At 45.9% G+C, this 24354-nt stretch carries 22 protein-coding genes; 13 read left to right on the top strand and 9 right to left on the bottom strand.

The features are described from left to right. Nucleotides 1–84: 84 nt before the first annotated feature. From D9A03_RS18300 to D9A03_RS18275, 6 genes are all read right to left on the bottom strand, one after another. Entirely contained in the window at nt 85–633 is a 549-nt protein-coding gene (locus D9A03_RS18300) for an STM3941 family protein (RefSeq protein WP_120498672.1), read from the bottom strand. 302 nt (nt 634–935) lie between these two features. Then, nucleotides 936–1937, bottom strand: coding sequence for a 4-hydroxyproline epimerase (locus tag D9A03_RS18295; protein ID WP_120498671.1), 1002 nt, complete (start codon nt 1935–1937; stop codon nt 936–938). A gap of 62 nt (nt 1938–1999) precedes the next feature. Continuing rightward, nucleotides 2000–3259, bottom strand: coding sequence for an FAD-binding oxidoreductase (locus D9A03_RS18290; protein ID WP_120498670.1), 1260 nt, complete (start codon nt 3257–3259; stop codon nt 2000–2002). Between the two features lie 35 nt (nt 3260–3294). Continuing rightward, nucleotides 3295–4725 (bottom strand): aldehyde dehydrogenase family protein, encoded by a 1431-nt coding sequence (locus tag D9A03_RS18285; RefSeq protein ID WP_120498669.1) that lies wholly within the window; start codon nt 4723–4725, stop codon nt 3295–3297. A 316-nt stretch (nt 4726–5041) separates the two neighbouring features. Next, nucleotides 5042–6049: a proline racemase family protein gene (locus D9A03_RS18280; protein WP_216825534.1), complete on the bottom strand. Its 1008-nt coding sequence runs from the start codon at nt 6047–6049 to the stop codon at nt 5042–5044. Nucleotides 6050–6194: 145 nt separating this feature from the next. Beyond that, entirely contained in the window at nt 6195–6878 is a 684-nt protein-coding gene (locus D9A03_RS18275; protein ID WP_120498668.1) for a GntR family transcriptional regulator, read from the bottom strand. Nucleotides 6879–7081: 203 nt separating this feature from the next. On the opposite strand from D9A03_RS18275, the gene D9A03_RS18270 reads away from it, so the two are divergent. Then, nucleotides 7082–7585, top strand: a complete 504-nt coding sequence (locus D9A03_RS18270) for a dihydrofolate reductase (protein WP_120498667.1) — start codon at nt 7082–7084, stop codon at nt 7583–7585. A gap of 17 nt (nt 7586–7602) precedes the next feature. Here D9A03_RS18270 and D9A03_RS18265 read toward each other — a convergent pair whose 3' ends face one another. After that, a complete protein-coding gene (locus tag D9A03_RS18265; protein ID WP_120498666.1) occupies nt 7603–8397 on the bottom strand; it encodes a DUF1194 domain-containing protein in 795 nt (264 codons plus the stop codon). Between the two features lie 157 nt (nt 8398–8554). Then, nucleotides 8555–9676: an iron-sulfur cluster carrier protein ApbC gene (apbC, locus tag D9A03_RS18260; RefSeq protein ID WP_120498665.1), complete on the bottom strand. Its 1122-nt coding sequence runs from the start codon at nt 9674–9676 to the stop codon at nt 8555–8557. Between the two features lie 265 nt (nt 9677–9941). Between apbC and hflK the strand changes: the two genes are divergently transcribed. From hflK to D9A03_RS18240, 4 genes are all read left to right on the top strand, one after another. After that, a complete protein-coding gene (gene hflK / locus D9A03_RS18255) occupies nt 9942–11018 on the top strand; it encodes an FtsH protease activity modulator HflK (RefSeq protein ID WP_120498664.1) in 1077 nt (358 codons plus the stop codon). Nucleotides 11019–11035: 17 nt separating this feature from the next. After that, on the top strand, nt 11036–11917 hold the full coding sequence (hflC, locus tag D9A03_RS18250; RefSeq protein WP_120498663.1) for a protease modulator HflC: 882 nt from the start codon (nt 11036–11038) through the stop codon (nt 11915–11917). Between the two features lie 102 nt (nt 11918–12019). Beyond that, on the top strand, nt 12020–12208 hold the full coding sequence (locus D9A03_RS18245; RefSeq protein ID WP_120498662.1) for a DUF2065 domain-containing protein: 189 nt from the start codon (nt 12020–12022) through the stop codon (nt 12206–12208). Nucleotides 12209–12388: 180 nt separating this feature from the next. Continuing rightward, a complete protein-coding gene (locus tag D9A03_RS18240; protein WP_120498661.1) occupies nt 12389–13909 on the top strand; it encodes a DegQ family serine endoprotease in 1521 nt (506 codons plus the stop codon). 82 nt (nt 13910–13991) lie between these two features. Here the strand turns inward: D9A03_RS18240 and serB are convergent, their stop codons facing one another. Further along, nucleotides 13992–14885 (bottom strand): phosphoserine phosphatase SerB, encoded by an 894-nt coding sequence (gene serB, locus D9A03_RS18235; RefSeq protein ID WP_120498660.1) that lies wholly within the window; start codon nt 14883–14885, stop codon nt 13992–13994. Between the two features lie 109 nt (nt 14886–14994). Here serB and miaA point away from each other — a divergent pair, with 109 nt between their 5' ends. The 8 genes from miaA (at nt 14995) to mrdA (ending at nt 24354) form a co-directional block, all read left to right on the top strand. After that, the gene (gene miaA, locus D9A03_RS18230; protein WP_254055091.1) at nt 14995–15945 is read left to right on the top strand and encodes a tRNA (adenosine(37)-N6)-dimethylallyltransferase MiaA; all 951 of its coding nucleotides are present in this window, start codon (nt 14995–14997) and stop codon (nt 15943–15945) included. Between the two features lie 134 nt (nt 15946–16079). Next, nucleotides 16080–17843, top strand: a complete 1764-nt coding sequence (locus D9A03_RS18225; RefSeq protein ID WP_120498659.1) for an acetolactate synthase 3 large subunit — start codon at nt 16080–16082, stop codon at nt 17841–17843. Nucleotides 17844–17939: 96 nt separating this feature from the next. Continuing rightward, nucleotides 17940–18446: an acetolactate synthase small subunit gene (gene ilvN / locus D9A03_RS18220; protein ID WP_218044028.1), complete on the top strand. Its 507-nt coding sequence runs from the start codon at nt 17940–17942 to the stop codon at nt 18444–18446. A 68-nt stretch (nt 18447–18514) separates the two neighbouring features. Next, entirely contained in the window at nt 18515–19534 is a 1020-nt protein-coding gene (gene ilvC / locus D9A03_RS18215) for a ketol-acid reductoisomerase (RefSeq protein WP_120498658.1), read from the top strand. Between the two features lie 350 nt (nt 19535–19884). Further along, on the top strand, nt 19885–20922 hold the full coding sequence (locus tag D9A03_RS18210; RefSeq protein ID WP_046509031.1) for a rod shape-determining protein: 1038 nt from the start codon (nt 19885–19887) through the stop codon (nt 20920–20922). Nucleotides 20923–21053: 131 nt separating this feature from the next. After that, complete coding sequence (gene mreC, locus D9A03_RS18205) at nt 21054–21935, top strand: rod shape-determining protein MreC (protein ID WP_120498657.1); 882 nt, start codon at nt 21054–21056, stop codon at nt 21933–21935. Next, on the top strand, nt 21932–22444 hold the full coding sequence (mreD, locus tag D9A03_RS18200; protein ID WP_120498656.1) for a rod shape-determining protein MreD: 513 nt from the start codon (nt 21932–21934) through the stop codon (nt 22442–22444). The genes mreC and mreD overlap by 4 nt, the downstream gene beginning before the upstream one ends. 11 nt (nt 22445–22455) lie before the next feature. Continuing rightward, nucleotides 22456–24354, top strand: coding sequence for a penicillin-binding protein 2 (gene mrdA / locus D9A03_RS18195; protein WP_120498655.1), 1899 nt, complete (start codon nt 22456–22458; stop codon nt 24352–24354).

The raw sequence follows: 24354 nt of genomic DNA, 5'->3' as shown, positions 1-24354 counted from the left end.
GTTAATACTGGTTGCCAAAAGCCTAATGTGTTATTTCAGCCCATATTATAATGATTTGATTAGAGATGGGGATTATATCTATTTCTAACCTGAAGTCTTGTAGGCCAGATGATATTCTTGGAGCTGAGAAAGTAAGTCTTTGTGCTTTATTTTTAAGGTGTTACAGGAAATGTTAATAGGTGTACCGCACATGCTGATATTCCCTTTGTTTAAAAGTTGCTGGATGCGGGTTCCTTTTTTGAAATACTTTTCTGGATGGTTAACTACAATAGAAATAAATTTTTGATGTGCTATTTGAGAAATTTTGATATCAGTGATGTCTTTCCATGGAATAAAGCCAACGCTTACACCGCTGGAATTATCTATAATACCTTCTTTATTAAAGATCAGGCCGGGGGCCGAAGTAAGCATTTTTTTCACACCAATAAGAGCGCAATATCCAAAAAATGTGACGCCTAGAATGCCTACGCCGTAAACAAGATAAATGTTGTTGAAACGACGATTATTCTCAATGCTGTCAGGAGATAGAGTTAGTATCCAACTTCCCAAGACGACAAACATTATGGCAGCAATCACTTGCAAGGTGAGTCTTTTCTTGCTTAGTGGAATGTTTTTTTCCATGCCCGATTCCATATCTTTCCTCTTTTTACATTAATGCTCGATACTTTATGGTCAGGGATATGTTTTAATGATGGTTTGGTGAGGATGATGTTGCCGTGTTAGCCTTGTTTCTACAATCTAAAATAATGTAATTTTTTGAGATGCAGGTTAAATTACAAATTTATTTTATAGAAGATAGCCTCGAAGAAGCGTAACCGTCTGATCTCCTGCTTCGATCATCATTGAACATGGTTTCAATGTAGCAAACCTTTGGTACGGTTGATTAAGTTGTTAAAATTCTAACTGTTCAAACACGGCTTTTGATTTGATGGGGGTTATGCAAGCAAGAAACCCTTTGCGTAGGGGTCGCGATCATCAATAAAGATGTTGTTTAGGCCGTGAATACGCGCCCAACCTTCTATAGATGGGATGATGGCATCATATTCACCAACTTTTATTCGATCTTCGACGCGGCCTTTGAATAAGCTGCCAATGATGCTTTCGTGAACAAAGTCGCTACCGATATCCAGTTTCCCACGGGCGGCTAACTGTGCCATTCGGGCGGATGTACCGGTGCCACAGGGCGAACGATCAATTCCTTTGTCTCCATAAAAGACGGCATTTCGGGCATGGGCTTCTGGATGTACCGGTGTTCCCGTCCACTGTAGGTGTGAGCAACCGCGAATGCGATCGTCTTCAGGATGAACAAAGTCGTATTTTTCGTTTATCAAGTTACGGATCATGGGGCTAAGACGCTGAATATCGCCCGGTGTGATGTCATTGAGATCCTGATAATTTTCCTGCGACTCTACGATGGCGTAGAAATTACCGCCATAGGCGACGTCAAATTTCAGGTTGCCGAAGTCAGGTACATCAACGTTAAGATTGGTTGAATGAAGGAAAGAGGCTACGTTGCGAATGCGAACTGAATCAACATAATCACCGTTCTTTTTGTATTCTGCGATCACCAGACCCGCGGGGGTATCCAGACGCAAAACACCTTCTTCCTTTGGCGTAATCAGACCGCGCTCAATCATGATCGTGACAGTGCCAATCGTACCGTGCCCGCACATGGGCAAGCAGCCACTGGTCTCAATGAATAGAATCCCGATATCACAGTCTTCACGGGTCGGGGGATAGAGAATACTGCCGGACATGATGTCGTGTCCGCGCGGTTCAAACATTAATCCTGTTCTGATCCAGTCATATTCGGCAAGGAAATGCGCGCGCCGTTCCAGCATTGAGTTCCCTTGAAGAAGAGGCCCGCCGCCAGCAACAACCCGGACCGGGTTTCCGCAAGTATGTGCATCAACACAGAAAAAAGTATGGTTTGCCACGTGTATTTATCCTTATGGAAGCTTTCTAGCCAAGTCGTGGTTTTGCGCTCGGGGTTTTTAGTTTAAGAGCTAAAGCGATCAATTTTAAAAGGGGTGAGGTCAAATCCTGTTGGCTGGCCAGACACCATATTAGCAATGGTGCGTCCTGTGACAGCCCCCCCGGTTATGCCAAGGTGCCCATGACCAAAGGCATAGTGGACATTTGTATGTTGGCTTGATTGGCTAATAACCGGCACGCTGTCGGGGGTGGACGGACGACGCCCCATCCATTTGGTTCCGTCTGTACCATTCAAATCTGGCATATAGTTTTTTGCTAGCGTTAGAAGCGCATCACATCGTTTATAATTGGGCTCGGCTTCGATCCCGGCAAATTCAACAGCCCCGCCGATACGCAGACCAATGCTCATGGGCGTGGCAACAAACTTGTCCTCTGCAAAAAGGACCATGTTGTTAAGACTAACTCCGGGGGTTGGCAGTGTAGTGTTATAGCCACGTTCAGTATCCAGTGGAAAAGAATCTCCAAGCTTTTTTGCCAAACGTGCGGACCAGGCTCCGGCACAGATCACCAGCTGATCAAATGCGATATTCTTGCCGCCCTTGGTTATTGCTGATGCAGGGCGATTATCCTGGTGTTCAATATGTTCTATTTCATCTGTAAGGTAGGTGCCGCCATTGCGGGTAAACTGTTCTGCAAGGCCTTTGATTAAATCCGCCGGATCAGCAAAGTGTCCCCATTGAGGCGTGTAGACACCACATTTTGCCAGCTCTCCCAACTGTGGTTCGCGGTCCAGAATTTCTGATCGGGAGAGGTTGCGGGCTTTGATACCGTTTCGACGGGTTAAATCCCAGTAATAGGAGTCTTTTTCTCTTCCCTTTTCGCTTTTGTAAACTGTTAGCGAACCTTCTGTTTTCAAAAGGGATTGCAGGCCGGCTTCGCCCAGAAGAGGGGCGTAGTCATCAAAAGCCGTTTTCAGATAGGCACTCATTGCCGAAGCTGTTTTTTCTACCTGTTGATGACTGCTGGATTTCAGGAACAGATACAGCCAGGGGAGGAACTTTGGCAAATAGGTCAGGCGAAGGGATAGAGGACCTAGGGGATCCAGTAGCCAACCTGGTACATCTTTCCAAAGCCCGGGAAGAGCGAAGGGAACGATTTCTGTTGCGGCAATTGCACCTGCATTACCACAAGATGCACCATCACCGAGTGGATCGCGTTCAACAATGGTTACAGAATGGCCGTCTTTTAGAAGATAGCTTGCACTGCAAAGACCAATGATACCCGATCCAATAACGAGTATGTTTTTTTTCGTTCCCGCGCTCATCCATAATCTCCATAGGCTGAGTCGTATTCGTTCCCTTATGGCAGCGTATAGGCAGTTTTCACTGTTGTGAAGAATTCAGCAGCGTAGCTGCCCTGTTCTCTGCTGCCATAGCTAGATCCTTTGGTGCCCCCAAATGGAACATGGTAATCAACGCCTGCTGTGGGCAAATTCACCATTGCCATACCTGCTTTGGCATTCCGTTTGAAATGTGATGCGTATTTCAGGGATGTTGTGCAGATACCGGATGACAAACCAAACTCTGTATCATTGGCAACGGCAAGGGCTTGATCATAGTCGGTAACACGAATAACAGAGGCAACAGGTCCGAAGACTTCTTCGCGGTTGATGCGCATTGAATTGCCGGTTTCTGTAAAGAGGGCCGGAGACAGATAGAATCCTTTGGTTGCACGTTCCAGAAGTTCACCGCCATAAGCAAGTTTTGCACCTTCGTCCTGACCAATGCGAATGTAATCCAGATCCTGTTTTAGTTGATTTTCATCGACAACCGGACCGATGTGGACACCATCTGACAAGGCATTGTCGATTTTGAGTTGTTCAAGTCTGGCGATTACTTTCGCGACGAATTCATTATGAACGCCCTCTGTAACAATCAGGCGTGAGGATGCCGTACAGCGCTGACCCGTCGAGAAGTATGCGCCCTGAACGGCTGTCTCAACCGCAATATCAAGATCTGCATCATCAAGAACAACCAGAGGGTTCTTACCACCCATTTCGAGCTGGAATTTGGCCATACGCCCGGCACAGGTTGCGGCAACATGTCGGCCAGTCGCAACTGATCCGGTGAAGCTGACACCATTTACTTTAGGATTGGTCAGGATTTCTTCACCAACAACAGAACCACGACCCATGACAAGGTTGAAGACGCCTTCTGGTAAGCCAGAGCGTGAAATGATATCAGCCAGTGCCCAACCGCAGCCGGGAACAAGGTCGGCTGGTTTGAAAACGATGGCATTACCATAACAGATTGCCGGGGCAATTTTCCATGCCGGAATGGCAATCGGGAAGTTCCATGGGGTAATGATGCCCACAACCCCCAACGCTTCTCTGACAACTTCGACTTCTACGCCGGGACGGACCGAAGCAAGTTTATCGCCCTTAAGGCGCAGTGCTTCGCCTGCAAAGAATTTGAAGATCTGTCCTGCACGCGCAGTTTCGCCGATACCTTCAGCTAAGGTTTTACCTTCTTCGCGTGAAAGGAGCTCACCGAGTTCCGCTTTTCTAGCCAGAAGTTCTGTGCCGATTGTATCCAGTACATCAAAGCGTTGTTGTGGTGTTGACTGTGACCAGCTTTTCGCAGCCACATCCGCGACATCAATTGCTTCACGGGTTTGTGCCGCGTCAGCCTGAGTATAAACACCAACGATTTCAGATGTGTTTGATGGGTTGATATTATCACGGGCTGCTGAACCTTCAACAAACTGACCGTTAATGTAATTCTGTTTCAAGACTTATACTTCCTTGAGTTGGGGATGATGATTATCATCTGTCTGTTTGATCTGTTATTTTTGATTTAGACGACTGGCGATCATTCTAAAATCGATAGCCCGTTCATGCCGGGTTCCGGTATTGGTTTTTTAATCCACTGAACTTTCTTGAATTGACTGCCTATTATGAAGGCACGAAGTTTGTGGATGGTGTAAGTTTTTGCCTGTTTTAACTTGTGTTGAGATTATTATATTTGTTTATCGGATATTATATACAATATTTCAATGCTAAAGAGACGATTTATCTGTCATTTATTTTTATCATATTGAATTTTCATCACTTTAACAGAAAGCCCCGACCAATTACATCGTCGTCTTCTATCGTGAAGGTGGATTCACCTGTATAGTTTGCTTTTCCTTTAACCCGAACATGAACTGCCTGATAAGGTCCGTAGCTGATAAGCTCTTCAGCTGTTGCGTCAAAAAGACTCTTGGTGACACTCTTAAATTGGCGGGTTTGCCCAATCTCGATTTGTTTTTTTGCAATCTGCACTGCTATACGCGCAGTGACACCTGAGCCGGTTGGGCTTCGATCAACCTGTCGATCTGCAAAGACACAGATATTGGCGGTTGGTGTTGTTGTATAGGAATCTTCACCATCCGTTAAAATTGTACCATAGAGGAATGCAAGGTCATCGGATTCCGGGTGAGTTAATTCGATTGATGACTTTAGGACAGAACTGATAGCATCAGCAGCATCAACAAGATCTTTCGTTGGGGAATTATGTATATCTAATCCCAGTTGTTTTGCTGAAACCAATGCATAGAAAGCGCCGCCGTATCCAATATCGAATGTGACAGTGTTGTATCCCGGTACATCAATGCTTTGGCCTGTAAGGAAAGCAAAGGCAGGAACGGAACGGAAAGAAACTGCACCGCTTTTGCCATCTTTTACATCTACATCGGCAACGACAAGGCCACAGGGGCATTCAATCTTAACTGTAGTGATTGGTTCTACTGCTTCTATAATGCCTTGATCGATGGCATATCGTCCCAAGGCAATGACAGCGTGCCCGCACATGGTACTGTAACCTTCGTTGTGTGAAAAGAGCACAGCAAGATCAGCTTCTGGATGAGACGGTTCGACCAGAAGAGCCCCGTACATATCATAATGTCCGCGGGGCTCGAACATTAGAAGGTGTCTCAGATGATCAAGATTATCCCTGACATAGCGACGTTTTTCGAGAATACTGGCCCCTTTGATTGCAGGGTATCCATCAGTAATGATGCGCAGAGGTTCTCCACCGGTATGCATTTCTACTGTTTTTATTTGAAGATCAGTCATCGCATTCGACCTGAATAATATGATATGAATATTTTATACAATAAGTTCATAAAAAGAAAAAAGCAGCAAATGATAAAGCTGCTTTTTTCTTTTTTTGTACATGTCCTTAGAGGCACGCCCAATGATGTTATCAGAGGGATTGATATTATCCGGCGGACTGTTCGTCCAGAAACTCTATTAAATTCTCGCACCCAGCTTCAATATGTCGACCCAGTAGATCGGCGGCTGACTGTACATCCCCGGCTTTACAGAATTTGAGAAGGTCCCAATGGTCGTCGCGTGCCTTGGCACGAGCGCCGACACTGTGGAGCTGTATTCTTAGATAGCGGTCAATATTGTTGTGCAGGTTTTGCACGATTGCCAAGGTTTTTGGACGTTCGGCTGCGATATAAAGGATGTGGTGAAACTCTGCATTTAGTTCTCCCCACAAAGATACTTCACCATTCTCAAGGGCTATATCATAACGGTTGAGGATGTTTTCTGCATCCTGAATAAGCTCTGGCGGCATTCTGGGAATTGCACGAGAGATCAAATCACCTTCCAGCAAGCGTCTGACGTCAAAAAGTTCACGGATTTCTTCGCGGGATAAAGCCGATACAACGGCGCCTTTGTGGGCATAGAAGGTAACCAGACCTTCTGCTTCCAGCTGCCGCAATGCTTCTCGTACGGGAATTCTGCTGACGTTAAAGCGTGAAGCAATGGCATCTTGCCTTAGTTGTGCTCCTTCTTTTTGCTGTCCTGAAAGTATTTCTTCTCTGAGAGCCTCTGCCACCGCTTCGGTGATTGTCTGGCGCTTAAATCCGCCTGATTTATTGTTGATGTCGGCCATTCGGTTTTGGGCTTCCGTTTTTATAATTGCTTAATTATGATGCCTTCATTGCCAATGACGGCTGGGCTGCATAATAGGATATTTTATCCGTCTTTGACCAGCAGCTTTCATAGATAATCTGAAATCAAGGTTAATGGACGCAATCTACGAGCCATGCTTTTAGTGTTTTTCTCTAGTTATGTGTAATTGAAGAGAGTGAGTGTATGACGACTGTTTCCCTGATTGTAGCCCATGGAAAAAACCGAGCGATCGGGAAAGATAACATTATGCCATGGCATATTCCCGGTGATTTGAAATTCTTCAAAGCCCAGACAATGGGCAAGCCGGTGATCATGGGGCGCAAAACATTTCAGTCAATCGGTCATCCATTGCCCGGACGCCTTAACATCGTGATTACCCGGGATGAAAACTTTGCAGCAGAAGGTGTAAGTTTGAGTTCAAGCCTGGAAGATGCTTTGAAACTGGCTCGTGAAGAAGTTCAGCGTACAGGCGGTGACGAGTTAATGATCATCGGAGGCGCACAAATCTATACGCAGTCCATTGAACTTGCGGATCGCCTTTATATTACAGAAGTTGATCTTGCGCCTGAAGCTGATGCTTTTTTTCCTGAAACGAAAACTGAAGAATGGATCGAAGTTTCCCGGGAAGTGCATGCACCGGATAATAGTACACCCGGATATGCCTTTGTTATTTCCAATCGAGTATGAGAGCGCGAATTAGTGAATTAGTAAGTTCTGCCTCCTTCTTTGAGGACTTGAGGCTTGTTGAAGGCAATCTCTGATGTGCCTTTGATCTCTCGTTTTAGTTTTTCTTTTAGAATTTCACTGAAAGCTTCAAAGCCGAGAACTTCAATCAGGAAAGCATTTTCGCCACCAATAACATTTTTCAGGTAGTATGCCCCAAGCCAGGCCGATGGTGCTCCGAGTCCGTTGGGGTTGGGCCGAAAGGATAAAACAGGCAACCCATTGATCGTAATGCCTTGATTAATCGCGTCATTTCTGGCCAGCTGGACATGACGTCCATCGCTGTTTGGGCCGTCGCCAGAAATATCAATGACGGATCGTGGGGCAATGAAATCATTATGATTAATCTCAAAGCTGGCAACGTCTATTATTCTGCTGATGGATGTTGATGGGGCCGAGCTGATTGGGCGACGTGTAAGTTTGTCAGCAAAGATCTCTGCGCTTTCACGGCTATCAAGTATGGACCATTCAACGACTTTGATTTGATGTTGCTCTCCGGCCCATTCGATATAGGTCACGGCAATGCGCCCCAGAGGACCAGAGCTAATACTGTTGATTACCTCCGAATCTTTCAATGCCTCGACATAACCACTGCGTTGGAGGCTTGCTTCGTATTTATCGACACTGTGGGAAACATCAACAGCCAGAACCAATTCAAGGTCGACGGGGCTTAGTTCTGTTGCATAGTTGGTTTTAGTACAAAGAGAACTGTTCAGAAACAGGCTAACAGAGATACCAAGCAGATGCCTGAAATTTTTTATTGTCACCCTTGCCATGAAATATACCAAAAACAGTTTGATCTGTTTTTGAAGCCTCTCACAAAAAGCGAAATTCTCAAAATCGTATGAAAAAGCCTCATAATAAAAAGCCCAGTGAAATTTTTACTGGGCTTTTTATGTATCAGAACCGGAGTGTTTCACTGAAAGGGCTGGATTATTCCATCGAGATTGAAGGTGCTTTTCGTTCTGCGCTGGATAGGCTCGACCAAACCTTGTCTGCAATGGTTGTGTAACGCTTGGCGTGTTCGCCGTCTGGTGAGGAGATTACGATAGGCTCACCTTCGTCAGATGTCATACGGATGTCGATGTGCAGCGGCATTTCACCAAGGAAAGGTGTTTCCATTTTTTCTGCTTCGGCACGAGCGCCGTGTTCACCAAAGATGTGAGCTTCGTGCCCACATTCCGGACAGATGTATACGCTCATGTTTTCAATAATACCCAGAACAGGCACATCCACCTTGCGGAACATGTTTAGGCCTTTGCGTGCATCAAGCAAGGCAATGTCCTGTGGTGTTGAAACAATGACGGCACCGTTGAGGGGAACCTGTTGTGCCATGGTTAGCTGTGCGTCGCCGGTACCGGGGGGCATGTCCACGATCAGCAGATCCAGTTCACCCCAAACAACATCTCGTAACATCTGGGTTAAAGCGCTTTGAACCATAGGGCCGCGCCAGATCATGGGGGTGTCTTCTGCAACAAGAAAGCCTACAGACATACACTTGATGCCGTGCCTTTCCATTGGCAACAGGGTTTTTCCATCGGGAGAGGAGGGTTTCCCGGTGATCCCCATCATACGGGGTTGGGACGGGCCATATATATCGGCATCCATCAGCCCGATCTTTAGGCCTTGTTTGGCGAGTGACAGGGCAAGATTGATAGCGGTTGTCGATTTACCAACACCACCTTTACCACTGGCAACAGCAATAATGTGCTTGATATCCTTAAGCTCAATTTTGTTGCCGGGACCAGGAGACGGTGGGGACTTGGGAGGTTGTGAGGCTGCTTGAGGCTTTGTCCGTCCCGGGGCGTTATCAGCGGTAAGAATCGCACTGACTGATAAAACGCCATCAAGAGCATGAACTGCTTTTTCTGCAGATTTGCGTAAAGATTCCATCTCTGCAGCCTGCGCAGGATCAATTTCAATAGAGAACCCGACATTTCCATCTTTTATGATAAGGCCAGAAATCATGCCGAGACTGACAATGTCTTTTTTACTCTGAGGTTCTACAATCGTTCTCAAAGTATCGAGAATTTTTTGTTCTGTAACCTTACTCATCCCTGAATTCCCTTTGAATTCGCACTTGAATTTTCCGCGACTTGTACAATATGTGCAGTACTCTTGGTTGGTCTCTTGCACGTTGATTTAGGTGTTATGCCTTGATTATATGGTAGGGTCCACGACAAAGATAAGGGGGAATTGACGCACCCTTTGCAGAAAATATTCAGTTTTCTGTTGCGCTGGGCTTGAAAAACAGGTGCATTTAGTGACAGATTCAAGCAAATTCGTTTGCATTATTAATTGATTAACACAGGGAAAATAGATGCCTTGGGAAAATAAAGGTTCTGGCGGCGGCGGCCCTTGGGGCGGTGGTAATAGCGGCGGTGGTGGTGGACAACGACCACCAGATATAGAAGATATGATTCGAAAGAGTCAGGACCGGGTTAAAGAAATGATCCCAGGTGGTAGTGGATTCAGCGGTAAAGGCTTTGTCTTTATCCTCGGTGTTGTTTTGCTTCTATGGCTTGCATCCGGGTTTTATCGTGTTCAACCAAACCAACAGGGTGTTGTCCTTCAGTTTGGTAAGTGGGTGAAGACAACAGAAGCTGGTTTGAACTGGCATTATCCCTATCCAATCCAGACAGTCCTAACGCCGGAAGTCACAACCATTCATCAGATTGATATTGGTTTCCGTGGAAACAATACGGGTGGACGTACACAGACCAGAGCTGTTGCCGAAGAGAGTTTGATGCTGACCGGGGACCAGAATATTATTGATATTCATCTGACCCTTCAGTGGAAGATCGCAGAGCCTGGGCAGTTCCTGTTTAATATTCGCGAGCCGGAAGCAACGGTTAAAATTGCGGCAGAGTCAGCGCTACGTGAAGTTATTGGTCGAACAGATATTCAGCCGGCATTGACCGAAGCGCGTGATGACATTCAGTCACAGACACAAGTTCTTTTGCAGTCTATCCTTGATGATTATGAAGCAGGTATTTTGATTACAGAGGTTCAGCTTCAGAACGTTCAGCCTCCAGCGGCTGTGATTGATGCTTTTGATGATGTACAACGTTCTTTGCAGGATAAAGACAGAGCACGTAATGAAGCGGAGAAATACCGCAATGACATTATCCCGCGTGCTCGTGGTGAAGCGCAAAGACAAATTCAGGAAGCTGAAGCTTATAAAGAACGTCTTGTAAATGAAGCGACTGGTGAAGCTGATCGTTTCCTTTCAGTTTATCGTGAATATAAACAAAACCCAGAAGTGACCAAACGACGGATGTATCTTGAAACGATGCAAAAAGTTCTCAAGACAACCGATAAGGTGATTTTGGGATCTGAGCAGGATGGCGTTGTGCCATACCTGCCGCTTGATCAACTTCGTAAAAATAGCCAATAAGATCGGGAGTTAGTATTATGAATAATAAAATTACTCTCATTGTTGGAGTTGTTGTCATTGCTGTTGCGTTTCTTGCGAGCAGTATGCTTTTCACTGTGGACCAACGCGAACAGGCGATGGTTCTTCAATTTGGTAATCCAATCAAAACGGTTTCCGAGCCAGGGTTGGAATGGAAGCTTCCATGGCAAGATGTGCAAAAGTATGAAAAGCGTGTCCTAAATCTGGACCCACCTGTCGAGCGTATGATCCTTTCAGATCAGAAGCCTCTACTGGTTGATGCTTTCGCCCGCTATAAAATTGATGATCCCCTACAGTTTTTCAAAACAGTTCGTTCTGAAGATGGTGCACGTGCACGTTTGGGAACAATTGTTAATGCGGGTCTTCGTGGCGAACTTGGTAAAGCAACTTTGAGCACCGTGCTGTCTCCAGAGCGTGATGTGTTTATGGCGCGAGTTAAAAAGCATGTGAATGAGCAGGCTAAGCGTTTTGGTATTGATGTACTGGATATTCGTATCCGCCGTGCTGATCTACCAAATGAAACAAGCCAAGCTGTTTTTGCTCGTATGAAAACGGAACGTGAAAGAGAAGCGGCTGAATTTCGTGCCCAAGGTTTTGAGTTGGCGCAACGAATCAAATCAAGCGCTGATCGTGAAGTGACAGTTCTGACGGCGGAAGCCAAAAAAGAATCTGAAATTCTTCGTGGTCAGGGCGATGCAGCTCTTACAAAAATCTTGAACGATGCCTACGGGCAAGATCCAGAGTTCTTCAAGTTCTATCGTTCCATGCAGGCATATGAAGAGGCGTTAGCCACCAAAGGAACCTATATGGTGATTTCACCGGATAGTGATTTCTTTGAATTCTTCTCTGGCGTGAATGCACCGACTAAATCAGCTGAATAAGTTGATTTAATGATTATAAAGGCGGCGATATCTTTCGGGGTATCGCCGTTTTTTGTGGTAGATATTGACCCTGATATTTGATGAAAAAGTAGTGATTTTGATATGACTGAATTTCTAACGGCCTTGGCAATGGTACTTGTCATTGAGGGGGTTTTTCTATCGCTTTTTCCCCATCGGTTACGGCAATTGTTGGAACTTTTAGACGATATGTCGCCAAGTGCATTGCGTGTCGGTGGGTTGAGTTGTGCGGTTATTGGTGTTTTTCTGATCTGGATTATCAGATCTGTTTAGATAACGGCTTTAATAGTGAAGGGATTAAAGGGGCAATAAAGAGCGAAATGTCACGCGGAAGTCACAATTACGCCCATTTCGTCCCCCATCGTCAGAGGCAACATAGCTTGAAACTGATTGGTTTGAGCATAAATATTCGTTAGTCGCTTCGTGCGGCAAGAATTGTTGGAGAAATCACGAATGATAAAAAAAGCGGATTATACAATCAACCGCTCGGTGGCAGTGGCGGAAGCTGTAACCAATAGTCACAATATACAAAAATGGCTTGTTGGTGTGACTGTTGCTATTGGGATGCTTTCAATGGCTGCTGCGGCGAAGGCCCGTTCAGCGCCGGATAGCTTTGCTGATTTGGCTGAAGAGCTGTTGCCTTCAGTTGTTAATATTATCACAACGCAGACGATTGAGCCGAGTGAGCAAACCGACGGAGATCAACAAATTCCTCAAGGTGAAAACTTTGAAGAATTTTTCCGTGACTTCTTTGAACGTAGAGGAGGACGAGGCCCTCAACAGCCTCGTCGCGGTGGAGCTCAGGGCTCAGGCTTTATTATCGACTCAGATGGCTTGATCGTAACTAATCATCACGTGATTGAAGGCGCAGACGAAGTTGCTGTTCGCTTGCAGGATGGTACAGTTCTTGACGCAGAAATTATTGGTACAGACCAAAAAACTGATTTAGCTTTGTTAAAGGTTGATACAAAAATTGATCTTCCGGAAACCAAGTGGGGTGATTCTAACAAATCCCGGATTGGTGATTGGGTTCTCGCGATTGGAAATCCTTTTGGTCTCGGCGGCTCTGTGTCTGCTGGTATCATTTCGGCGCATTCACGTGATATCCGCTCTGGTCCTTATGATAACTTTATTCAGACAGATGCCGCGATTAACCGTGGGAATTCTGGCGGCCCACTCTTCAACATGGACGGTGAAGTTATCGGTGTTAACTCTGCAATCTATTCCCCATCAGGTGGCTCAGTGGGTATTGGTTTTTCTATACCTTCGACTATGGCGAAGAATATTATTGAGCAACTAGAATCTCACGGTGAAGTCAGACGTGGCTGGCTTGGTGTGCACATTCAAACTGTAACTGAAGAATTGGCCGAAGGTCTGCGTTTGGATGAGGCAAGCGGGGCGCTGGTTGCCTCTGTTGCCGAAGGTGGTCCGGCCGAGAAAGCTGGTATCAAGCAAGGTGATGTTATTCTGGAATTCAATGGTCGCAAAGTTCCTGAAATGCGCAAACTTCCTCTGATGGTGGCTGAAACTCCGATTGGTCGTGAAGTTGATGTCGTTGTCTGGCGCAAAGGAAAACGTAAAACGGTTCAGGTTGACCTCGGCCAACTGGATGATGATGTTGTCGCTGCGGTTGCACCTTCCAAGTCCGAGAAAAAAAATGAACGTAAGACAAGTAAGGTCGATGATCTTGGTCTCTATCTTGGTAAGCTTGATGGAGACACCAGACAGCGCTTTAAATTGAACGACAGCGTTAACGGTGTCGTGATCACTGATGTTGTTCCCAATAGCAGTGCAGCGGAGAAAAGCTTGCGTCCGGGTGATATTATCGTCGAAGTCGATCAGGAAGAAGTTTCTGATCCAGGACAGGTGGCATCACTTGTTGGTAAAGCCAAAGACGCTGGCTTCAGAGTTGTTACTCTGTTGGTCTTCAAACAAGGCGAATATTCCTGGGTTGCAATCAAGCTTGATTCGTAAACAGAGTACTTTTTTATGAAAAGGGCGTCCCGTTTATCGGTGACGCCCTTTGTTATGGCCTTCTTCGGGATACTGAAAATTTTCAGGCAAAATCTTCTTTGCTGTAGCCTTGATAGTAGAGGAGGGCCAGATGATCAGTGTGTTTGACCTGATATTCTGCAGTCTCCTGTACGATTGGTTTCGCGTGGTAACCAACGCCCATGCCAACAGCTGACAACATGGCTAGATCATTGGCGCCATCGCCAACCGCGCAAACATCGTTCAGGGTAATTCCCAGTTTTTGAATAAGGTCTTCTGTCGCTTCCAGTTTGGCTTCTCTCCCCAGAATGGGCTCGGTTACTGTGCCAGTCAGTTTGCCGTTTTTAATGTTAAGTGTGTTGGCTCGGTCTTCATTAAATTGACAGAGATCTCGAATTTGCGCTGTGAAAAACGTAAAACCCCCTGAGATCAGTGCCGTATAGGCACCATGTTTTCGCATGGTTTTGACAAGAGTATCAGCGCCCGGATTTAATTCCATCAGACTTGATATTTCTGAGAGTTCGCTTTCAGGAATATCTTTTAGAAGGGCTACTCTTTCTCTTAGAGACTCTTCAAAATTTAACTCTCCGTGCATCGAACGCTCAGTAATTTTGGCTATTTGGTCGCCTATTCCATGGCGTAAGGCAAGCTCATCAATCATTTCCTGATCGATAATGGTCGATTCCATATCCGCAACGAGCAACTTTTTACGTCGATTTGCTGTTTCCTGAACGGCAAAATCAAAAGAACTGCCCAACAATTCCTGTGATATAAGTTCCTTGGCTTCCCTAACTGTGAGGCCTGAGAAGAAAATATCGCATGCTTCCCCGTCTGAGAGCCAGTCCTGCTCTTCTAACGATGCACCATGTTCTGTCAGGCATGTAGAAATTGATTGAACCGTTGCATGATCAAGCAGGGAGCTATTCGGGCGGGCAACAAGGGTGGCAACAAAACGCATTGGGACGTGACCTCGGGTCTGATTAGTGGGTTCTGATTTGTTTTTGTGGCTCTTCAGATCAGGTTATAGTAGGAACCAGATAGACCTTGTTAAAGCAGAGAAGTCAGACGTGATCAACGATAAGCCTAAAGTAATTGTCATTACAGGACCGACCGCCAGTGGGAAATCAGCTTTGGGTGTTGATGCAGCACTTGCGCTGGATGGTGAGATTATTAACGCTGACTCCATGCAGATATACAAAGAGCTTGATGTGATCACGGCGCGCCCGGATCAGGCTGCATTGGAAAAGGTACCTCACCGTTTATATGGCAGCCTTTCTGGTGCCCGAAGATGTTCTGTTGAACAGTGGCGAACTCTGGCTATTCGTGAAATTGATCAGGTACATGAACAGGGGAAAATACCAATCCTTGTCGGTGGCACGGGGATGTATATCCGGGCACTGGAAAAGGGGATCGCCGAGATTCCTGATATTCCTGATGCTATTAGAGAAAAGGGGCGAGCCCGTTTAGCACAGATTGGGGGGGAGGCTTTTAAAGCTGAACTTTCTCTTCTTGATCCTGAAATAGGCGAGAAACTTAACCCCGGTGACAGTCAGAGATTGGCGCGAGCCTGGGAAGTTGCCTCTTATACTGGAAAATCGCTTTTGCATTGGCAAAGAGAAGCTAAGGGACAAGTGCCTGATTATGATTTTATCCGTTTTGCTTTGGTGCCGCCCCGCGAAGATCTTTACGATAACTGCAACAAACGATTTGAGATTATGTTGGATCTGGATGGTTTAAAAGAAATCGAAGATCTTCTTGCGCTGTCCCTTGATCCTTCATTGCCAATTATGAAGGCTTTGGGGGTACCGGAACTAGCTGAATATATTCAGGGAAAGGTGAGTCTGGAAAACGCAATTTCGCGTGCGCAGCAAAACACCCGTCGTTATGCAAAAAGGCAGATGACATGGATCAGAACACAATATAATGACGCTAAAATCGTAAATGAGAAATATTCGGAAAGATTACGGGGTGATTTTTTTAATTTTATTCGCCAAAGCGGCTTGACCCCTTCTTGCTAAGAGGCTAGTTTTCGCGCTCGCAACCAAAAAGAAAGGCTAGAGAATCTTGGCCTTTTACTCCTTTTCTTGTTACAGGCATTGGAGTTAGGATTGCACATCATTGAAAAGCCAGTTGTTTGAGAGGAATGAAACCAATGGCGACCGAACAGTTTACCGGCGCGGAAATAGTGATCAAAGCCCTGAAAGATCAGGGTGTGGACACCGTGTTTGGCTATCCTGGCGGTGCAGTGCTACCGATTTATGATGCGATCTTCAAACAGAACGACATTAAACATGTTCTCGTTCGTCAAGAAGGTGGTGCGGTGCACGCAGCGGAAGGATACGCAAGATCTACTGGTAAAGTCGGTGTGGTCCTCGTCACATCCGGTCCTGGCGCAACAAATGCTGTGACTGGTCTGACGGACGCTCTTTTGGATTCAATTCCCTTGATCTGTCTTACAGGACAGGTTCCAACACATTTGATCGGAAACGATGCGTTTCAAGAGGCTGATACAACAGGTATTACACGCCCTTGTACTAAACATAACTATCTTGTTCGTGATATCGAGAGTTTGTCTCGCACAATGCACGAAGCATTTTATGTTGCGCAAAATGGCCGCCCCGGTCCTGTTGTTATTGATCTGCCAAAAGATGTTCAACAAGGTAAGATTGATAGTTATCTTGCGCCGGAAGATGTGAAACACAGAAGCTACCGCCCACAAATAAACGGTGAAGTAGATCACATTAACGAAGCTGTTGAGTTGATCGCGAATGCAAAACGGCCAATCTTTTATGTTGGCGGTGGCGTAATTAACTCAGGGTCTTCTGCCTCAACAGTTTTGACCGAGCTTGTTCGTTTGACGGGCGCGCCTTGTACGACAACGTTGATGGGGCTTGGGGCTTACCCGGGGACAGATAAACAGTTTGTCGGCATGCTTGGTATGCATGGCACATACGAAGCCAATCTTGCCATGTACAACTGTGATGTCATGATCAACGTTGGTGCGCGTTTTGATGACCGTATTACCGGTGTTATCGATGAGTTCTCACCAGATTCAAAGAAAATTCATATTGATATTGATGCGAGCTCTATCAACAAGAATGTCATGGTGGACATTCCGATTGTTGGTGATGCCGGGCGTGTTGTTGAAGAGATGCTTCGGATCTGGAAAGAAAAGAAGCATTCTCTTGATGCCAAATCTCTAAAGGCGTGGTGGTCTCGTATCGATGAATGGCGTGCGAAAGATTGTCTTGGCTATGTTCAGGATGGCCCAATTATCAAGCCTCAACATGCGATTAAGCGTCTCTATGAGCTAACCAAAGATCGTAAACCTTATATTACCACAGAAGTGGGCCAGCATCAGATGTGGGCCGCACAATATTTCCATTTCGATGAGCCGAAGAAGTGGATGACATCTGGTGGATTGGGGACGATGGGTTATGGTCTTCCGGCGGCAGTTGGTGCTCAGCTTGCGCACCGTGAGGATCTGGTTATTGATATTTCCGGCGAAGCTTCTTTCATGATGAATATGCAAGAGCTGGGGACAATTGCTCAGTACAGGTTACCTGTTAAGATATTTGTGGTGAATAACCAGTGGATGGGCATGGTACGCCAATGGCAACAGCTACTTCATGGGAACCGTCATTCTGAAAGCTATTCAGATGCATTGCCTGATCTGGTGAAACTGGCTGAATCTTTCGGGTTGAAAGGGATGCGCTGTGAAAAGGCAGAAGACCTGGATCAAATGCTGCAGGAAATGATTGACTGCCCCGAGCCGGTTATCTTTGATTGTCAGGTCGCAAAAGAAGAAAACTGCTATCCGATGATACCATCAGGTGCAGCACATTATGAAATGTTGCTTGGCCCTGAAGATACAGCTGCGAAGCCAATTTCCGAAGAAGGAATGGTTCTCGTCTAATCGCGGATTGATTTGTTATTCGTGTTACTTTTTGAGAGGTAACGCGAAATAGATTGTGACAAAAACTATTAGTAGGATATGCGTCCCATGGCGCCGATGGATACAAATATTGAAAGCCGTACGATAGCGGTTCTTGTTGATAATGAGCCTGGCGTTCTCGCCAGAGTTATTGGCCTGTTTTCAGGTCGAGGATATAACATTGAAAGCTTGACTGTGACCGAAGTAGATGTCGCGCACGGTCTTTCTAGGATTACAGTCGTAACATCTGGTACAGCCCAGATTTTGGAACAAATTAAGGCCCAGTTGGGGCGTCTTGTTCCTGTTCATCGCGTCCGTGATTTGACAAAGGAAGGGACTTCTGTTGAAAGAGAACTTGCTTTGATCAAGGTTGCTGGTGCTGGTGAAAAGCGTGTTGAAGCTTTACGGATTGCGGATATTTTCCGTGCCCGTGTAGTTGATTCCAGTCACGATCACTTTGTTTTTGAAATGACAGGCAAAAGTGACAAGCTGGATGTCTTTGTTGATCTAATGCAACCCTTAGGGCTGATTGATGTCAGTCGGACAGGTGTTGTAGCCATTTCCCGCGGGGCAAAGGCGCTCTAGGCGATACAACCCACGAGATTTTCTATTTGATATAGCTATGAATAGCTACAGTAAGGAAGGAATAAGCGATGCGTGTCTATTATGACCGTGATGCGGATGTAAATCTGATTAAAGGTAAGAAGGTTGTAATCGTTGGTTACGGTAGCCAGGGTCATGCCCATGCTAACAACCTGAAAGACAGTGGCGTTAAAGATGTGCGTGTAGCACTGCGCCCGGGTTCTGGTTCAGCTGCTAAAGCTGAAGCTGCTGGTTTTGAAGTTATGGCTCCGGCTGATGCAGCTGCTTGGGCAGACGTTGTTATGATTCTGACACCTGATGAAAACCAAGCGGCTCTTTACAACGCTGACCTTGCTGCAAACCTCAAAGAAGGTGCCGCGATCGTCTTTGCACATGGTTTGAATGTTCACTTCAAGCTGATCGAACCACGTGCTGACCTTGATGTCTTCATGATCGCACCAAAAGGCCCAGGCCACACAGTACGTAGTGAATACCTAAAAGGTGGTGGTGTGCCGTGCTTGATTGCGGTTCATCAGAATGCTTCTGGTAACGCACAGGAAATAGCACTTTCTTATGCTTCTGCTATTGGTGGTGGTCGTTCTGGTGTGATTGAAACGACTTTCCGTGAAGAGTGTGAAACTGACCTCTTTGGTGAGCAGGTAGTTCTTTGTGGTGGTCTATGTGACCTCATTAAAGCTGGTTTCGAAACTCTTACCGAAGCTGGTTATGCGCCTGAAATGGCTTACTTCGAGTGCTTGCACGAAGTGAAGCTCATTGTTGATCTGATGTACGAAGGTGGTATGGCAAATATGCGTTATTCCATCTCCAATACAGCGGAATTTGGTGACTATGTAACTGGCCCACGTATTATTACTGACGAAACAAAAGCTGAAATGAAGCGTGTTCTTGCTGACATTCAGTCTGGTCGTTTTGTTCAGAAGTTTGTTTTGGACTATCAAGCTGGCCAGCCAGAACTTAAAGCGACACGCGGTTTGAATGCCGAGCACCCAATCGAAGAAGTTGGCTCTCGCCTGCGTGCGATGATGCCATGGATTGGTGCTAACAAGCTTGTTGACAAAGAAAAGAATTAATTTTCTTTGATCTATTAGAGAAAAGGCGGGTTTATCTCGCCTTTTTTTGTGTTTGTTGCGATTTGTTAACCATCTTTAAAGCTCTTTCTTTGCACGATATGTCCGTGGGGGGATTGATCTAAATACAGGGTGATAACAAGGAAATCGAGAAAGAGTAAACAAACTGCGATTTTCGGCCTTTCACAACGCGTGAAAAGTGTTATTGTACCCGACCATCGGGACATTCTGTTTCGGGGGGAATTTTGTGACTTTCTCCAAACATTACGGGGCAGTGCCTTGCAAAGTGTGCTTTGCAGGAGTATCCCTCGCATAATTGTGTATGACGTTTGAAATTTAGGGATAGCTAATTCATGGTCTCTTTGTTTGGCATGTTTTCTACCGATATGGCCATTGACCTCGGTACCGCCAACACCTTGGTATATGTGAAGGGACGGGGCATTGTCCTCAATGAACCTTCTGTGGTTGCAATCGGTGAGAAGAAAGGCAAGAAACAAGTTCTTGCTGTTGGTGATGAAGCCAAGTTAATGCTTGGTCGTACACCGGGTAACATCCAGGCTATTAGACCATTGCGCGATGGTGTTATTGCTGACTTTGATGTCGCAGAAGAAATGATCAAACACTTTATTCACAAGGTGCATGGTCGCCGTTCGTTTGCGCGCCCAAGAATTGTTGTTTGTGTTCCCTTCGGCTCTACTGCGGTAGAACGTCGTGCCATTCAGGAATCCGCTGAATCTGCTGGTGCACGCGAAGTTCATCTTGTCGAAGAGCCAATGGCCGCTGCAATCGGTGCCGGGCTTCCTGTAACCGAACCAACCGGTTCTATGGTTGTTGATATCGGTGGTGGAACAACAGAGGTTGCTGTCCTTTCTCTTGGCGGGATTGTGTATTCCAGATCTGTTCGCGTTGGTGGTGACAAAATGGATGAAGCGATTATCGCTTATATCCGTCGTAATCATAACCTTCTTGTCGGTGAAGCATCTGCTGAACGGATTAAAAAGGAAATCGGATCAGCTTGCCCGCCAGAAGATGGTGAAGGCATGACAATGGAAATCAAAGGCCGCGACCTTATGAACGGCGTGCCTAAAGAGTTGATCATCTCAGAGCGTCAAATTGCTGAAGCCCTTGCTGAGCCAGTTGGCGGTATTGTTGAGGCTGTGAAAGTTGCTCTTGAGCATACAGCACCGGAACTTGCAGCCGATATTGTCGATAAGGGTATTGTCTTGACCGGTGGTGGCGGATTGCTGCGTAACCTTGATTATGTTTTACGCGCCTCTACTGGCTTGCCTGTATCCATTGCTGATGACCCTCTTAGCTGTGTTGCTATGGGAACTGGTCGTTGCCTGGAAGATTGGAAAACACTTCAACACGTTCTCATTCAGATGTATTAACGTCAAATTTGAAATTATTTTGTGTTTTCACCAATTTAAAAGTTATTTTTTAACTTTTTGGTGTATAGTATATAGAATATTTTCAAAGGTTTGTGGCAGTTATCTCATGTTAAATGTAACAGGAGCAGAACTTGAATAAGAGGATTGGAGCCATCAGTCATGTGACAACGCCTGTTCAGGCGTGGCTTCACGGTTCTGCTTATGCTGTTTTGATTGTTGTCGCTATCGCATTGATAGTTTTAGCTAAAACGGGAAATGTTGGCGTTGAACGAGTGCGTACTGCCGTTGTTGACGGGGTGTCTCCTTTAATGGAGATCGCCAATCGTCCTGTTGTTATGATCAGTGATACGATTGAAACTGCTCAAAACTATGTTGCTCTGAAATCCGAAAATGAGGAATTGCGACGTCAGAATGAAAATCTACGTCGTTGGCAAATTGCTGCTGCCAAGCTGCAAGGTGAAAACGCTTCCCTGCGTGGAATGTTAAATCTTGCTCCTACACGTGCTCCAAGCATAACAACAGCGATGGTTGTTGCAGATCAGGGTGGCTCTTTTGTGCGTTCTGTTGTTGTCAATGCTGGTAGTCTAGAGGGAATTGCAAAAGGTCAAGCGGCCATGACTGGTCTTGGTTTGGCTGGTCGTGTGGCAGAAGTTGGTCGCCATTCTTCGCGTGTCATTCTTTTGACAGATCTGAGTAGCCGTATTCCTGTTTTTGTCGGGTCTTCGAGATCCAGAGCGATTTTGGCTGGGGATAACTCTCCTTCTCCATCACTACTTTATCTTGACGAAGGTGCTGATGTAAAAGTTGGGGATGCGATATACACTTCTGGTCAAGGCGGTGGTTTCGTTGCCGGGCTGCCTGTCGGAGTTGTACATTCCTTGACGGATGTTGCAATTAAAGTACGACCTTATGCCGACTGGGGCCATCTAGAGTTTTTACGCTTGGAAGATTATGGCTTGAAGCAAAATCTGGATATTTTGTACTCGGATAGCGGGGCCGAGGGACAAAAGTGAACCCGACCTTCTGGCAACGTATTGATGGATTAGCCCGTTCTGCTTGTCCTTTTACGATTACGCTTCTGCTTACTGTATTATTCCTTGTTCCCTTACGTATTCCAAGCTTGGCCGAGGTTGTTCCCTCAATCTTGCTGATTTCTGTTTTTTATTGGACATTATACCGTCCTGATTTGATGCCGATATGGGCTGTTTTCGGATTGGCTTTCATACATGATCTGCTGTCTGGTATTTTGCTGGGTGTTGGCCCCTTAATTTTCCTGCTGTTTTGCCTCGCATTAAATGGTCAGCGTAAGTTTCTTGTTAGCGCGTCTTTCTCAGCACTTTGGATTAATTTCTTTATTCTTTCCAGTTTGGCTTTTCTATTTAAATGGGTCTTAATATACTTGTTGGAACCGGGTATTCCTGATTATAGGCCAGTGATCTTTCAAAACCTGACGACTGTTGCTGTATACCCTGCTTTTTCATGGATTTTTGCCTTGATTCAGCGAACGTTACTCAAGGATTAGGAATTAAGTTTATGCCGATGGTTCACGAAGACCAGGACCGTCATAAAGGTTTCACACGCAGAATACTGATGCTTTCTTGTGGGAAGGCGGCATTGTTGTCTGCACTTGTTGGCCGTATGTATTATCTGCAGGTTATCGAGGCTGAGAAGTATAAAACCTTGGCTGAAGATAATCGTGTTAATCTTCGTTTATTGCCCCCTAGGCGCGGTAATATTCTTGATCGCTTTGGTGTCGAAGTCGCAAACAATCAGCAAAATTTCCGAGTTGTTGTGGTCAAAGAGCAGACACCTGATCTTATGGCAACTCTGGATGCCCTGGCTAAGCTTATCAGGCTTTCTGAGCATGACTACAAACGTATCCTTCGCGATGTAAAACGCAAAAGAGGTTTTGTGCCGGTTACCGTGAAAGATAATCTGAGCTGGGATCAGGTTAGCAGTATTGAAGTGAATTCAGCGGACTTGCCTGGGGCAAGTATCGAAGTTGGTGAAACCCGGTTCTATCCCTACGGTGCTAATATGTCCCACATTTTAGGCTACGTAGCAGCTGTTTCCGAGAAAGAGCTAACTGGCGATCCATTACTGGAACTTCCGGGTTTTAGGATTGGTAAAAGCGGTATAGAGAAATATCACGATGATGATATGCGCGGACAAGCGGGTACCAGTGAATTTGAAGTCAATGCATATGGTCGTGTCATTCGGGAACTTTCAAGAAATGAAGGTGGTAGTGGTCGGGAAATGATCCTGACGGTTGATGCTGGCCTGCAAACATTTGTCCAGCAAAGATTGATGAGTGAGCTATCTGCAGCGAGTGTTGTCCTTGATATTCAAAACGGGGATGTTCTCGCTATGGGATCTGTACCCGGATACGATCCAAGTGCCTTTAATCTTGGTCTAAGTAACAAACAGTGGAACGGGTTGATTAATAATCCCTATACACCGTTGACGAACAAAGCAATAGCCGGAACTTATGCACCGGGATCAACCTTTAAGATGGTGGTTGCTTTGGCTGCAATGAAAGAGGGTATTGGCGCTTTGAGCCATACGGCCTATTGCCCCGGTTTTATGAAGCTTGGAAATGCACGTTTCCATTGCTGGAAGCGTGGAGGGCACGGCACGGTCAACTTGATAGAAGGATTACAGCATTCCTGTGATATCTATTTCTATGATGTTGCCCGGCGCATCGGGGTTGATAAGATTGCGGAAATGGCAAACAAGTTCGGCCTGGGCGAGAAGGTTGGCATTGATTTACCTGGCGAACGTTCTGGTGTTATTCCGACGAAGGCATGGAAAGAGGCTAATATAGGAGAGCCGTGGCAAGGAGGAGAGACACTTGTCACCTCTATTGGGCAAGGGTTCGTGCTTGCAACTCCACTTCAGTTAGGTGTTATGACGGCTAGAATAGCTTCAGGCGGTAAAAAAGTGGTACCACGCCTTGCGCGAGGGTATCGGGAAGGTGAGAAAACCGTAGCCTATCCTGTTCCAGAATTTGAGGACCTGGGAATTCCAGCAGAGCATATGAAGATGATTTATCAGGGCATGGATGCTGTCTCGAATAACCCTCGTGGTACAGCTTATAAATATCGTATAAAAGATGAAGGTTGGGAGCTAGCTGGCAAGACAGGTACAGCGCAGGTCCGCAGAATTACACTTGCGGAAAGGCAAGCCGGAATTTTCAAAAACGAAGATCTACCATGGCGTCGTAGAGATCATGGCCTGTTTGTAGCCTATGCCCCGGTTGATAATCCCCGTTATGCTTGTGCTGTCATTGTTGAGCATGGCGGTGGTTCAAAAAGCGCAGCACCGATTGCACGTGATATTCTACGAGAAACACAGCGAAGAGATCCTGCGCGTACGACAGCTTTACCTTTGGAGCAAAGTGCAGAAATGATTAATTTGGCTGGAGAGTCATAA

The organism is Kiloniella sp. EL199, assembly GCF_900313065.1.
Lineage (GTDB): Bacteria > Pseudomonadota > Alphaproteobacteria > Kiloniellales > Kiloniellaceae > Kiloniella.
Note: the sequence above shows the minus strand (reverse complement) of the source record. Positions and strands in the feature narration are given on the sequence as shown.